Annotated in this window: 14 protein-coding genes; 7 read left to right on the plus strand and 7 right to left on the minus strand. The window is 49.9% G+C overall.

Features of this window, described 5'->3' with window-relative positions; genetic code table 11:
- Positions 1 to 44: 44 nt before the first annotated feature.
- Both Q0757_RS10895 and Q0757_RS10900 read right to left on the minus strand, forming a co-directional pair.
- Positions 45 to 683, minus strand: coding sequence for an SDR family oxidoreductase (locus Q0757_RS10895; RefSeq protein WP_298787213.1), 639 nt, complete (start codon positions 681 to 683; stop codon positions 45 to 47).
- Between the two features lie 44 nt (positions 684 to 727).
- Complete coding sequence (locus Q0757_RS10900) at positions 728 to 1,681, minus strand: DMT family transporter (RefSeq protein ID WP_298787215.1); 954 nt, start codon at positions 1,679 to 1,681, stop codon at positions 728 to 730.
- Between the two features lie 199 nt (positions 1,682 to 1,880).
- Here Q0757_RS10900 and Q0757_RS10905 point away from each other — a divergent pair, with 199 nt between their 5' ends.
- Entirely contained in the window at positions 1,881 to 3,332 is a 1,452-nt protein-coding gene (locus tag Q0757_RS10905) for an aldehyde dehydrogenase family protein (protein WP_298787217.1), read from the plus strand.
- 105 nt (positions 3,333 to 3,437) lie between these two features.
- Positions 3,438 to 3,638 (plus strand): hypothetical protein, encoded by a 201-nt coding sequence (locus Q0757_RS10910; protein WP_298787219.1) that lies wholly within the window; start codon positions 3,438 to 3,440, stop codon positions 3,636 to 3,638.
- A 109-nt stretch (positions 3,639 to 3,747) separates the two neighbouring features.
- On the opposite strand, the gene Q0757_RS10915 is transcribed toward Q0757_RS10910, so the two are convergent.
- The 3 genes from Q0757_RS10915 to Q0757_RS10925 form a co-directional block, all read right to left on the minus strand.
- Positions 3,748 to 4,218, minus strand: a complete 471-nt coding sequence (locus Q0757_RS10915) for a GNAT family N-acetyltransferase (protein ID WP_298787221.1) — start codon at positions 4,216 to 4,218, stop codon at positions 3,748 to 3,750.
- A 109-nt stretch (positions 4,219 to 4,327) separates the two neighbouring features.
- The gene (locus Q0757_RS10920) at positions 4,328 to 4,951 is read right to left on the minus strand and encodes a cell wall hydrolase (protein WP_298787223.1); all 624 of its coding nucleotides are present in this window, start codon (positions 4,949 to 4,951) and stop codon (positions 4,328 to 4,330) included.
- Positions 4,952 to 5,113: 162 nt separating this feature from the next.
- Positions 5,114 to 6,646, minus strand: coding sequence for a BCCT family transporter (locus Q0757_RS10925; RefSeq protein ID WP_298787225.1), 1,533 nt, complete (start codon positions 6,644 to 6,646; stop codon positions 5,114 to 5,116).
- A gap of 396 nt (positions 6,647 to 7,042) precedes the next feature.
- Between Q0757_RS10925 and Q0757_RS10930 the strand changes: the two genes are divergently transcribed.
- Together Q0757_RS10930 and Q0757_RS10935 are read left to right on the plus strand one after the other, a co-directional pair.
- Positions 7,043 to 8,206, plus strand: a complete 1,164-nt coding sequence (locus tag Q0757_RS10930) for an acyl-CoA dehydrogenase family protein (RefSeq protein WP_298787228.1) — start codon at positions 7,043 to 7,045, stop codon at positions 8,204 to 8,206.
- 134 nt (positions 8,207 to 8,340) lie between these two features.
- The gene (locus Q0757_RS10935) at positions 8,341 to 9,207 is read left to right on the plus strand and encodes an SDR family oxidoreductase (protein WP_298787230.1); all 867 of its coding nucleotides are present in this window, start codon (positions 8,341 to 8,343) and stop codon (positions 9,205 to 9,207) included.
- Between the two features lie 46 nt (positions 9,208 to 9,253).
- On the opposite strand, the gene Q0757_RS10940 is transcribed toward Q0757_RS10935, so the two are convergent.
- Positions 9,254 to 10,318, minus strand: a complete 1,065-nt coding sequence (locus tag Q0757_RS10940) for a sulfite oxidase (protein WP_298787232.1) — start codon at positions 10,316 to 10,318, stop codon at positions 9,254 to 9,256.
- Between the two features lie 17 nt (positions 10,319 to 10,335).
- Positions 10,336 to 11,205 carry an SMP-30/gluconolactonase/LRE family protein gene (locus Q0757_RS10945; RefSeq protein WP_298787234.1) on the minus strand — a complete coding sequence of 290 codons (870 nt, stop codon included), beginning with the start codon at positions 11,203 to 11,205 and terminating at the stop codon, positions 10,336 to 10,338.
- A gap of 135 nt (positions 11,206 to 11,340) precedes the next feature.
- On the opposite strand from Q0757_RS10945, the gene Q0757_RS10950 reads away from it, so the two are divergent.
- The 3 genes from Q0757_RS10950 to Q0757_RS10960 are packed head-to-tail and all read left to right on the plus strand — an operon-like array spanning position 11,341 to position 13,373.
- Positions 11,341 to 11,781: a MarR family winged helix-turn-helix transcriptional regulator gene (locus Q0757_RS10950; RefSeq protein WP_298787236.1), complete on the plus strand. Its 441-nt coding sequence runs from the start codon at positions 11,341 to 11,343 to the stop codon at positions 11,779 to 11,781.
- Positions 11,772 to 12,737: a ring-cleaving dioxygenase gene (locus tag Q0757_RS10955; RefSeq protein WP_298787238.1), complete on the plus strand. Its 966-nt coding sequence runs from the start codon at positions 11,772 to 11,774 to the stop codon at positions 12,735 to 12,737. Before Q0757_RS10950 ends, Q0757_RS10955 begins: the two co-directional genes overlap by 10 nt.
- A gap of 27 nt (positions 12,738 to 12,764) precedes the next feature.
- Positions 12,765 to 13,373: an alpha/beta hydrolase gene (locus Q0757_RS10960; RefSeq protein WP_298787240.1), complete on the plus strand. Its 609-nt coding sequence runs from the start codon at positions 12,765 to 12,767 to the stop codon at positions 13,371 to 13,373.
- The last annotated feature ends 36 nt before the right edge of the window (positions 13,374 to 13,409 follow it).

Consider the following 13,409-nt stretch of genomic DNA (forward strand, 5'->3'; position numbering starts at 1 on the left):
GCAAATAAAAGTCCCCGCCGGTACGCATGCCGGCGGGGATTATTTTATAAAGCCTTCCAGGCCTCGTGAATATCCGTATCTCCTGCAAGCAGCTCGACGGTCTGCCCGCGGGCGTTTTCAATATCCAGGGCGGCGATCATCGTGCGTGCCACGTCTTCTCTGGATATATCTCTTTTTTCGGGATTGGAAAGCTTTTCTGCAAGCTCGATTTTTCCTGTACCCTTCTCAAATGTCAGTTTCCCCGGACGGACAATCGTGTATGGCACTCCGCTGCTCTGCAGATGCTTGTCTGCGTTCAGCTTTGCCTCCGCGTAATGTTTAATGGCTCCCTGTGGATTCTCGACGCCAATCCCGCTCAGCATAACGTAGTGCTGCACCTCCTGCACTCTTGCCGAATCGATGGTTTTCTTTGCTCCCTGCTGATCCACGCTCACTGTTTTTTCAGGTCCGGTGGAAGATCCCGAGCCGGCAGCAAACATAACGGCGTCCATTCCCTTCAAAGCGGCCGCCGTGTCTTCTTCAAGATCTGCAAGAATCGTGGATGCCGCGCCCAGTTTTTTCAGTTCATCGGCCTGGGAGACTTCACGTACCATAGCATGCGGAGTATGCTCCGGATGGGCTGCAAGCTGTTCGACCAGCAGACGTCCCGTATGCCCGTTCGCTCCTATGACTAATACATCCATTTTAACGCCTCCTTTTTTCACATTTGTTCCCTGCAGTCTTCAGTTTAAACGTCCCCACCAGGCTTTTTCTCCCATTCATTTTGCGTTTTCCTCCGCCTGCTTCCGCGCTTTCTCCGGAATTTTCCCGGTCTTGAATAAATAGAAAGAACGACCGCCGAAAAAATAAGGAAAATACCAAGCCCCTGCCAGCTGCTCAGCCTGTCCCCAAAAGCGAATACGCCGATCACAATGGCCACCATCGGTTCAACGGTTGATAAAATCGCCGCTTTGCCCGACTCGATATATTTCAGCCCGATCGTAAACAGGATATACGCAGCAATCGTGGAAAGAAGAATGCCTCCAAGACCGTACATCCACATCATCGGCTCACGTATGGCTTCTTCGTTTGCCAGAAGGCCGCTGAAAGGGACCATTACCACTCCTCCGGCTAGCATAGTGTAGGCAGTGATCGTAATGGAATGATATTTCGGCGTCACAAATTTACCGAGAATACTGTACAGGCCACAGCACAAACCGGAAAGCAGGCCGATCATTAGAATCGACAGCGACATTCCGCCCGCTCCTCCGGGAAGCAGACCGGCCACCAGCGCACAGCCGGCGATCGTAAGCAAAATAGCTGCCAGCTTATTCGCTGTTATTTTTTCTTTAAATACAAATCTTGAAATAAGCGCTACAAACACGGGACTGGTATAGAGAAGCACGACCGCAATGGAAAGCGAGGCTTCATTCATGACAGTGAAATAACACCAGTTAAAGAGGGCTATACTGCCGACGCCGAGCCCGATAAAGTGCGGCAGATCGTACCACCGGACCTTCAGAAGATACGGCCGGACCAGGGCTACAGCCAGAAATAAGATCAGGGCCGAACCGGCCATGCGGAGCGCTACTACCTGGTCGGGTTCAATATTGTACCGGTACATGTTCTGTACGAACAAGCCTGTGAATCCCCAAAACGAAGCGCCGGCGACGGCAAATAAATAGGCAGTGGATGGTTTCATAGCTTCTCCCCCTTTATATGGATCCTTTTCCTTCAGCTCCGCTATCATCTCAGATTTCTGCACCGGCTTTCTATAAATTTTAAATTATTCTTAAATAGTATTGACCTTCCCTGATCTTAAATGTTTGAAAAAATACAGCGCGAGGTATATTATACATTGCTACCGGGTTCTATCCGGTAATTATGAAAGGATGGTTGCTATGCATACCGATTTTACAAAGCAGTATATTAACGGCTCCTGGGTGAGCGGCTCATCCAGCAAAACAATCGAAAATACTAATCCTTATAACGGCGAATCGCTGGGAACAATTGCTTCTGCAGACGCCAATGATCTTGACCGGGCGTATCAGTCGGCCAATGATTATCAGAAAACGTGGGACGCCCACAGCCCCGCTGAAAAACAACAGTATCTCCACCGTCTGTACGATGTCATGCAGAACCAGAAGGAAACCATTGTGGAATGGCTGATCAAGGAATCCGGAAGCAGCAGACTGAAGGCGGAAACAGAGTTCAATACAGCATCCAACATTGTTTTTGAATCCACTTCATTCCCTAACCGGGTCCACGGATCGACCGCTCCTTCGAACACGCCCGGAAAAGAAAACTATACGTTCCGTTCGGGCAAAGGAGTTATTGGAGTTATCGGCCCATGGAACTTCCCGTTCCATCTCGCAATGAGAACAATTGCACCGGCAGTGGCAACAGGCAATACCGTCGTAGTTAAACCAGCATCCGACACACCGGTTACCTCCGGGCTGCTGATTGCAGCATTGTTTGAAGAAGCCGGTTTTCCGGCAGGCGTCATTCACGTCACGGCCGGACGCGGCTCCGAAATTGGCGATGCATTCGTTACTCACGAAGTACCGGCGCTGTTATCGTTCACCGGCTCCACCGAAGTCGGCACGCACATTGCTGAGCTCGCGGCGAAAAACTTAAAAGAAACCGCTCTTGAGCTTGGCGGCAACAATGCTATGGTTGTTCTTCAGGACGCCGAGGTGAAAAAGGCTGCCAAAGCAGCAGTATTCGGTTCCTTCCTTCACCAGGGACAGATTTGTCTCGCATTGAACCGCGTGATTGTTCATGATGACATTTACGACGAATTTGTCGAAGAATTCACCCGCGTGGCGAAAACGTTAAAAGCTGGCGACCCTTCGGATGAAAATGTAATCGTCGGACCAATTATTAACGAAGAACAGGTCAAAAATATAGAAAAACTGGTCCAGGGCACGATCGATGCCGGGGCTAAACTTCAGACAGAGTTTGAAATCAACGGCCAGGTTATACCGCCGGTGGTTCTTTCCGAAGTAACTAACGATATGCCTGCAGCAAAGGATGAAGTCTTCGGCCCTGTCGCAACATTAATCCGGGCATCGAGCGAGGACGAAGCTATCCGCATTGCCAACGATTCTCCTTACGGCCTGAGCGGATCGGTCTTCACCCAGGACCGTTACCGGGGCATGCAGGCAGCGCGCCGCATTAATTCCGGCATGGTTCACGTAAATGACCAGTCCGTAAACGATGAAGCCCACCTGCCATTTGGCGGCGAGAAGCAATCAGGTATCGGACGCTTTAACGGCGAATGGGTTTTAGATGAATTTACGACCGAGCAGTGGATCAGTGTACAGGCGCAGGACCGCCCGTACCCATTGTAATTTCTCCGGAAATTTCAAGCTGAAATTGTTCTGTTTCCTTTTATTACCTTGCGGCCTGCTCTAAAATTGATTACTCTATAAAGAGAGGGGTAAGGAGGTTTGGAAGTGGAACAAGAAAAAGACGTAAAAATATTTGATAAAGACGAACTTTTGTATTTTGATGGAAAAGAGTGCAGGATGATCGCGGAATATGAACGAACGATTTGTGTCGAATACGTTCATTACCCGTTCGCCGGCCAGGAGGAAGAATTTCCTTATCCACGCGTTATTCTTCGCAAAGGGGAAGTCGAACGCGCAGCTGTCTAAACGAAAGTTTGCTTTAAAATAACAGCAAAAAAACAGGGACTGTCCTTTTACGGGGCAGTCCCTGCTTTGTATTCCTTAATGAACACCTTTACGCTTTGTCCTTCGTTTTTTACAGCAGCTTTGCCATCACGACGACGCCAAATGACGGCAGCCCTTCTTTTTCTGCGGTGTATTCCCTTACCGTTTCATATCCCATCCGCTGATACATACGGACGTTTTGCGGCGTCGATGCCCGAACTTTACAATAAATCCCTTTGAACTGTTCTTCTGCTGCAGCTTTCTCCACCCAGCGGATAAGCGCTGCGGCAGCCCCGTTCCCACGTTGGGACGGACGGACCGAAAGACGGTGAAAGTACATATAATCCTCCTCGGGCCGGAACCGGATCATTGCGGCCGCTTTCCCGTCCTTCCACCAGACGGCGGCCCGTTCTCCCTGCTCCATTTCAGCCTGAATCGACTCTGTGGTTTCCTGAATAGCTCCTGACGGCGGTGAGTCGTTCCGGTACTCCCAGAACGCTTCATACATAATGGCATTAATCAGGGATGCTTCTGACGGTCCTGCTTCTGTAATTTCTTTCATTCTTTTCCTCCTGGCACCTTCCGAATCCATACTTATGATCATTTATCGTACCATATTTGTTCAGGCACGAAAAAAGAACCTGCACTCGGCAGGTTCCTGCTTCTCATCATCAGCTTGCAAAAACATGCTGGCCGATGGATAAATTCGGTGTCCGCGTCCAGATCCAGTCCGAGGTTACCTCCTCCGGATTGTAATAATACATCGAACCATAGGACGGGTCATAGCCATTCCATGCCTGCTTGACCGCTTCATACGCTGTCTGATCAGGTGTCATGCTGTACTGGCCGTCAGCTACTGCGGTGAAAGCATTCTGCTGCTGAATGACGCCGTTTACGTTATTGGGAAATTCAGCAGATTCAAGACGATTTAAAATCACCGCTGCCACACCTATCTGCCCTTCAAAGGATTCCCCGCGGGCTTCCCCGTAGACCGCTTTGGCCACTGATGTAACTTCACTCATGCGGCTGGTCGTCTGCGGCCCCGCCGCACCATCCACGATTAAGTTGAAATCACTTTGAAATTGCTGTACTGCCCGGGTGGTGGCCGGGCCGTAATAGCCGGTCGCATTCGTATGTAAATATCCCATCTGTATTAAATCCTGCTGAAGCGCCGTTACTTCCGGCCCCTGTGCTTCCGTTTCCAGCATAGATGCCTTAGTGGTGCCAGGTGAAGCAAAAATAAGGATTGTAGCCATGATTGCAAAAATAGTACTGAATAATAATTTCTTTTTCAAATTTTCACCTCCATCCATATTGTATCCAAAAAATTCAATTTTCTAAACAAATTTCCTTCCTTTCATGAAAAGTATATAACAAGGTACTAAGTGCTGGTAATAATCAGTTCCATATTTTAACAAAAAAGACCCCCATGAAACATGGGAGTCCACACATTATTTTTAGGAGGCCTTATCCGGCTTGTCTGTATCCTTTTGTTTGTCCTTTGTTTCAATATCTGTTTCTTCCCTCAGCGCTTTAAACAGCGAGTACACCATCAGTATCATCACGATGGAAAACGGAAGCGCCGATATAATCATGACGTTCTGCAGCGCGTCTATCCCTCCGGAGTAGAGCAGTACTGCCGCTGTGGCGGAGAGCATGATCCCCCAGATAAATTTGACAATGGCAGAAGGATTTAACGCCCCGTTCGATGTCTGCATGCCGAGCACAAATGTCGCAGAATCGGCGGACGTGATAAAGAATGAGATGATTAAAAGGAGTGTAATAACAGACAAAACAATGCTGAGCGGGTATTGATCAAATACACCAAAGATGGCCTCCTCCGCAGCCAGCGAGGAAACGTCTGCCAGACCGGTGCTCTGGACGTTTAACGTCGCACCGCCAAACAGGGAGAACCAGATGAAGCTGACAATCGAAGGAACCAGGATGACGCCAATGGTAAATTCCTTCAGGGTGCGCCCTCTCGATACCCGGGCGATAAATATACCCACAAATGGCGACCAGGAGATCCACCATGCCCAGTAGAAGATCGTCCATGCATTGATCCATTCCCTCGAGCTGTCGGATGTTGGTGCGATCCGGAAGCTCATGCTTGGAAGCGACTGCAGATAAGTTCCTATCGTGTTCGTAAACAAATTCATGGAAAATAACGTTGGGCCGACAAAAAGCATTAAGATAAATAAGATGATTGTTAAGTATATGTTCGCGTTACTCAGGAATTTGATTCCTTTGTTTAGGCCGGTATACGCTGACACTAAAAACAAAACAGTTATAACGAAGATTACAATCAGCTGTACCGTATAATTATTCGGAGTGTCAAACAAATAAGCCATACCGCCGGAAACCTGGGCTGCGCCGATACCAAGGGTGGTGGCAATACCTGAGACCGTTGCAACCAGCGCGATAATGTCCACTATTTTTCCGCCGATGCCTTTTTCGTTCATAATCGGGCTGAGCATGGCGCTCACCATGCCGGGAGCACCGCGCCGGAACGTGAAATACGCAAAACAGATAGCCGTAATGCCGTAAATCGCCCACGGATGGATGCCCCAGTGCAGAAACATATAACGCATGGAATCGACCAGCGCCTGGTCTGTTCCAACCTCTGCTTCCGGAGCATTTGTTGCATAGTGGGAAACCGTTTCCGCCCCACTCCAGAATACAAGCCCGACTCCCATGCCGGCACTAAAAAGCATCGCAAACCATGTTGGATAGCTGTATTCCGGCCGGTCCTCCGGTCTTCCAAGCCGGATGTTTCCGTACCTGCTGAAAATAAAATAGATACATAAAAGCACAAATGCCGATACAATTAAAAGATAATACCACCCAAAACGGTTCGATACGAATGTCTGCACTGCAGAGGTGGCATTAAAAAACGATTCCGGGACTGCAACTCCGACAACCGCCATAATAAGCAGTATTACTAAGGCTCCGTAAAACACAAAGCCTACTCTTGGTTTTTGATTATCCACGGTGGGACCCCTTCCTATTTATGTATGCTGAAAACTATGGAACTTTTGCATTATGCAGAATTAAACGAAAAATAACAAATACACTAATTTCATAGAATTCATCATAATTCGCGATAATTTATGATTATATTAACTATACTCATTATATAATGATATCACCGCATATATCGCGATTTAACTGATTTTTACACCAAATTAGTACGATTGTGTCAAATTTTCTCACATATTTTTTCTGTCTTTAAGCCTTGTACTGGCGCAAACGCGGGTCATTATCCTTTATTTTCCTTGTATAAGCTGTTTTTTTGCTTCCATAAAGGGAATATGATTTCATGTATATGCGTATAAAATTCCGATACCTCTATTCAAATAAAATTCCATCATTTTGGAGGCAGCAGTATGATTATGACAACCTTTTCCACAAAAGCCGAGCGTCTGCACCAGCTCGAAGATACCTCCCGGAAATTCGCAGAGCGAACGGAGGAACATGACCAGAACGGAACCTTTCCAACCGAAAACATCGATGCATTAAAAAGCATCGGCTATCCGGCCTTGACGGCCCCGGCTGCTTTTGGCGGTATTGATGCCGGTCTGCTTGAACTCGTGGAGGCCCAGGAGCTTATCGCCCGCTACGACGGATCCACGTCGCTTGCCATTGGATGGCATGTCGGCATCGTTAAAAATTTAAACGAAACACGGCCGTGGGAGGAAAATTTGTACAGCAGCGTCATGAAAGACGTCGTTGAAAACGGAGCCGTTCTGAACAATATCGCGACCGAGGCGGCAACCGGAAGTCCGACCCGCGGCGGCACACCGGGAACCATCGCCGAACGCCAGGACAGCGGATGGGTCCTGAATGGGCGAAAAACATTCGCTACCATGTCGCCCGTGCTTGATTACTATATCGTCACGGCCCATATTCCAAAAGAAGATGCTACAGCCTACTTTGTTGTGCCAAAGGAAGCTGCAGGGATATCTATTATCAACACGTGGGATTCGATCGCCATGCGCGCGACCGGCAGTCATGACGTGGTGCTTGAAAACGTCCGGGTGCCAAATAACCACCTGGCCCAATATATCGTTCCCGGCAATAAACCGGCAGCCGGCTGGCTTCTGCACATTCCAGCCTGTTATCTCGGAATCGCCCAGGCTGCGGCCGATGAAGCCGCCCGTTTTGCTGCTTCCTACTCTCCAAACAGCATTAACAAAACGATCTCGGAGCTTCCAAACGTGCGGGAAAAACTTGGCCGCATGGAGCTTAAACTACTGCAAAGCAGACACTTTCTGCATTCCGTTGCGCTAAAATGGGATGAATCCAGTGCCGAAGAGAGGCAGCAGATGAAGGGTGAATTAGGCGCAGCTAAGACAAGCATTGTGAATGAAGCAGTGGAAGTAGTGGACCTGGCCATGCGCGTTGCAGGAGCCAGAAGCCTCTCCGCTTCCAGCCCGCTGCAGCGGCACTACCGTGATATTCGCGCCGGGCTTCATAACCCGCCTATGGATGACATGGTCATTGATCAGCTCGCCGGCCGGCTCCTGGATTATCAACCTCCTTCCTCCTAAGAAACCGCTGCGTGCGGTTTCTTTTTTTATCTCGTTTTCTATTGCTGCTTCTCCTATTGTACGTTTGTAATATGCATCCTGATGGTATAAATAACAATGTACGCATGATTTCAAAATGAGAAAGGATGTTACACATGGATCCTAGAGATATGCAGAACGGAAGTACGCCAAGACAGCGCCAGGACAAGCAGCCGGGCATTGAATCGAAGATGGAGCCGCTTCCGGCTCACCCTACCGATTATCAGGGCACCGGGAAGCTCAAGGGAAAAGCCGCGCTTATTACCGGCGGCGACAGCGGTATCGGACGCTCTGTCGCTCTTCTTTATGCCAAAGAGGGGGCCAATGTCGCCCTGTCCTACCTTGACGAGCATGACGATGCTGAAGAAACGAAGCGCATGGTGGAAGCAGAGGGAGGCAGATGTCTTCTGCTGCCGGGAGATATTAAAGAGGAAGCCCACTGTATCGACCTCGTGAAGCAGACGGCAGAGGAGTTTGGCGGATTAAACATTCTCGTTAACAACGCAGCCATCCAGCATGTCCATGAAAATGTTGAGGATATTCCGTCCGATGAATTTGAGGATGTGTTCCGCACGAACTTTTTCTCGCAGTTTTATTTAACAAAAGCAGCAATGGACTATTTATCCGAAGGTGACTCAATCATTTCCACCTCATCGATCAACGCCTTCCGCGGCAACCCAATTCTGATGGATTACTCCGCTACAAAAGGTGCGATCACCGCCTTTATGCGAAGCATTGCCCAGAGTCTCGCTTCAAAGGGCATCCGGGTAAACAGCGTCGCGCCGGGACCTGTATGGACGCCGCTGATTCCTTCTTCATTTAATGAAGACGGCGTGGAGGATTTCGGTCAGGATACGCTGATGAACCGTCCCGGTCAGCCATCAGAGCACGCATGGCCATACGTGATGCTCGCTTCTGATGAAGCCTCCTACATGACCGGACAAACGATTCATATCAACGGAGGCGCCTACACGTCTTCCTAACGTTTAAAAAGGCTTCGAATCCCGTTTTGGATTCGAAGCCCTCTTTTTACTTTAGCTTAACCTGAATCGTTTCAACCGCATTATAGCCATACCCCTTTTGGTTCCAAAAGGCCTGCATCGGCTGCTGGCGGCCGCCAGCATCACAGGCTCTGGCCATAATTGTGTATTCCCCGGCCGCAGCCTCCTTCCATTCATAGAACCATTTTGTCCATGTGTACGTCGTGTCGCTATGAGGTTCAAGCTGCGTTTCCTCCCATGTCTGTCCGCCATCTGTGCTTACTTCGACCAGCTCGATGACAGCCTCGCCCGACCACGCGATGCCCTCTATTATCTGCGTTCCTTCTTTTTTAATCTCCATGTCGGCAGGGGACTGGATAATGCTGTTCACATTCATGGTCGTCACTGGAAAGGCGTCCTTCCGGCTGTTTTTATGCGGATAATAAACATAGTCAATCGCCTGAAAGGGCCCTTCAAACGTTTCTTTACTTACCGTGAGCCGCTCAACCCATTTCATGGAAGCCATTGCGTACCACCCTGGTACGATTAACCGAAGCGGCGCTCCGTGTTTAAAAGAGAGAGGCCCGCCATTATATTCGTAGGCGATGATGGTATCCGGGTCCATCGCTTTTTCTATCGGCAGGCTCCGGATGTAGGCATAGACGTCCTTTTTATCGGGACGCTCTCCCGCGTCTCCTGCGGCAGTGATAACTTCCACGGCTGTTGCCTTATCCCACCCGGCTCTACCGAGCAGTGTTTTCAGCGGAACGCCCTTCCATTTCCCCTGGCTGATGGCTCCTTTTCCCCATGGCTCACCAAAGGCTTTGGGCTCAAATAAGCTTCTTTTATTACCTGCACACTCAAGCACTGTCTCTACTGTGCGCGCGGGCAGTGCCTGAATATCCTCGAGCGAAATAAACCCGGGGCTGTCAACGAGACCGTCAATCGTTAACCCTGCCGCCGGCTCCTCCGGGTAGGGAAAGTGATTGCGCCGGTAAAACATCGAAGAATGCACGTGTTCGTTTCCGATAAATGGAATGGCTGTCTCCTGGTTTTCCGGCTCCAGGCTTAACGTTTTTAGATACAATTCTTCCGGAGCTTTGTTTGAACGCATATTCTCTCCCTTCTTTTTCAGCCGCCAAACAAGTAGGTTGGCATGCCCGGCACGTCGGTACGGATATGAAACAGTCCGCCCGCATGCGGTTCCTTGCGAAGATCCTCCTCGGACAGTTCTCCCCTTGCTGTCGTAATGTACAGGTCCTTCAAATCCTCCCCGCCAAACACACAGGAGGTCGTTCTCTGCGCCGGAACGCTCACTGTTTCCAGGCGTTCGCTCGTCTCCGGATTCCAGCGCTCTACTTTTCCGAGTCGGTGCAAAGCGATCCAAAGCATGCCTTCCTGGTCCATGCACATTCCGTCCGGGGAGCCTTCCTGAAAGGTAATCGCTGTTCGTTTGCCAGTAATTTCCCCAGTATCAGCATTCAAGTCGTACGCCATGACTTTTTTAGTCGGGGTGTCGATGTAATACATCATACTTCCATCTTCGGTCCATGCCAGACCATTTGAAATGGTGACACTGTCAAAAACCGTATCCAGACTCATATCCTTATTCAGGCGGTATAAAGCCGCCTCCCCTGTGCCGCGCTCGACAGCCATCGTCCCAGCCCAAAAGCGCCCGGACGGATCACATTTACCGTCATTAAACCGATTTCCCGGCTTGTCTGCTTCCGGATCTATAATGGCTTCCTTTTCCCCGGACACGAGATCGTAGGAATAGAAGCCATCTCTCAGTGCAAGCATCATTCCTCCCTTTTCCCTCGGTACCGCAGCACATACATGCTGATCGAGCTTACGTTCATAGTGCCGGCCTGAAGAAGGATGATATTCCATTAATTTAAATCCATCAATGTCCACCCAGTATAAAACACCGCGCTCGGCGTCCCAGCTTGGACCTTCCCCAAGCTCTGCTTTCTGATCTACCACAAGTGCTGCCTCTCTCATCCTTTTTCCTCCTCTTCGTTATTCTAATGTTCTTCTTCCCTATCCTGTCCATGTTTAATGCCGGGAAAAGCAATTTTCTTTACTTGTCGTCAGTTTAAAGTTAAACTGATAGCAGTCATAAAGGAGCCAATGCGTATGAATAAAATCAGATTAGGCCTGCTGCTGTGGTTCCGGCTTTCGCGTGTATATGAACAGAACCTCAGCCGTTCAGCCGCTCATTTAAAGCAGACGGGACTCAGCCCACCGCAGTTTGACGTTCTTGCCCAGGTGCATGCTCACCAGCCAATTACGCAAAAGGAGCTTGCCGGCAAGCTGTTTGTCACCAAGGGAAGCGTCACTTATGTTTTGAAAAAGCTTGAAGAAGAAGGACTTGTCGCTCGCAGACAGACATGGAAGGAAAAGCATATATCCCTTACTCCGAAAGGACGGGACATTCTGGAAGCAGTCGCTCCCGGGCAGGAAAACTTTCAGGCCGCGCAGTTTGACGGGCTGACAGAGGCAGAAAAACGGGAGCTGCTCCGGCTGCTCCGCAAACTGCAAAAAACAACAGGACAGGAGGAATCATCATGCAGCTGAAAGGTATTCACCACGTATCTTCATTAACAGCAAACGCCCGCCGAAATGTCGATTTCTATACGAACGTTCTCGGCATGCGGCTCGTCAAAAAAACAGTCAATCAGGACGACACCTCTGTGTATCATTTATTTTACGGTGACGAACGGGGCAACCCCGGCACCGAAGTTACGTTTTTTGAAATCCCAATGGCCGCCTCCAACAAACGCGGCACCAACAGCATTACAAATGTTTCTCTCCGCGTGCCTGGAGACGACGCCCTCGAATACTGGAAACAACGATTTGAAGAGCATGCTGTACAGCACGGTGGTATTCAGAAACAGGCTGGACGGCTCGTGCTGCCGTTTGAAGACCCGGAGGGCCACCGGATGCAGTTTGTGTCTGATGAATACGACCAGGGCGTGGAACCCGGCGTCCCGTGGGAACTTTCAAACGCCTCTCCGGCAGACGGGGCCACTGGTCTCGGCCCTGTACGCCTAACCGTTAAAACGGCGGAGCCTACGGCCGCCGTACTGAAGGATATAATGGGTTTTTCCGAAATTCATTCCTATCCTCATCCCGACGATGCTGATCTGCCGGATATTCGTGTATTTGAAACAGGAAAAGGCGGGTCCGGTGCCGAAATTCATATAGAAACCCGCAATGACCTCCCGGCTGAGCGTCAGGGCCGGGGTGCTGTACACCATGTAGCCTTCCGGGTGGAGGACGCAGACGAACTGCAGCAATGGATTGAACGCATTAAAAACGCCCGGCTTCCGAACTCCGGATTCGTGGAACGCTATTATTTTCAATCGCTGTACTTTCGCGAGCCAAACGGCATTCTTTTCGAACTGGCCACTGACGGCCCGGGATTTGAAGGGGATGAACCGTTTGAACATTTGGGAGAGAGCCTTGCCCTCCCGCCTTTTCTCGAACCTCAGCGCTCAGAAATCGAAGCACGTTTAAAGCCGCTTGATTAAGTAACTACGGGACGGAGGAGAGGTTTGATGAAGCATATATTTCAACCAGGCACCAGCAGCGCTCCAACGATTTTAATCCTGCACGGCACCGGGGGCACCGAAAAGGATTTCCTCGAAGCAGGGCAGCTGGTCGACCCGGGGGCAAATATTTTAAGTGTCCGCGGCAACGTTGTCGAAGACGGGATGCACCGTTATTTCGCCAGGCTCTCCGACGGATCAATTGACGAAAAGGACTTGATTTTCCGGACCCAGCAGCTTCATCAATTTCTCGAGGAAAGCGCAGGCCGCTACAATTTTAGCCTTCATAAAATCATCGTGTTCGGCTACTCCAACGGAGCCATCATGGGAGCGAGCCTGCTTTTTCATTATGCACGATCAGTCACCCGGGCTTTTCTCCACCATCCGATGGTGCCAAGACGGGACGTGCCTCTTCCGTCCCTCTCCGGCAGCAGCATTTTTATCGGCGCCGGTACAAACGATCCCATCTGTCTCCCGGAGGAGGCAGAAGCCCTTTACCATCTTTTTGAAGAAGCAGGAGCTTCCGTAGAATTGTACTGGGGGCATGAAGGCCACCAGATCACTCAAGAGGAATTAGAGGCTGGAGCCGTCTGGTATCAACGCGTCATACAGGGATAAGCCAAAAAATAAAAAAAATGCCCCCCGAACGGGAGG

The organism is uncultured Marinococcus sp. (assembly GCF_947493875.1).
In the GTDB taxonomy this organism is placed as follows: Bacteria; Bacillota; Bacilli; order Bacillales; family Marinococcaceae; genus Marinococcus.